General features: G+C 59.8%; 1 pseudogene. It reads right to left on the bottom strand.

Annotated features, from left to right (window positions below):
• Nucleotides 1–249, bottom strand: a pseudogene (locus FNJ47_RS47395) (IS701 family transposase); the annotation flags it as partial.

The following is a 249-nucleotide window of genomic DNA, read 5'->3' as shown; positions in this document are numbered from 1 at the left end:
GATCCGTCGCCGCAGGGAGATTGGCAAGATAGTATTTCTTCTCCCCTGAGGCACGTTGCTCGCCAATGAGCCAAGCTTCGTCGCCCGGGAGATGCTGCTGACCTTTATCCCAAATCCGCTGCGGAGGGCCGTCGGCGGTGCGGACACGGAGAGCAGCAAATCGGGCTTTCAGCCGACCTTTCGTCCCGCTGCGCCAGCTCACGGCTTTCCATTTGGCGCTGGCCAGCATGTGTTCTGCTGCAATTGATA

It is taken from the genome of Bradyrhizobium uaiense (assembly GCF_010811875.1).
GTDB lineage: Bacteria > Pseudomonadota > Alphaproteobacteria > Rhizobiales > Xanthobacteraceae > Bradyrhizobium > Bradyrhizobium uaiense.
Note: the sequence above shows the minus strand (reverse complement) of the source record. Positions and strands in the feature narration are given on the sequence as shown.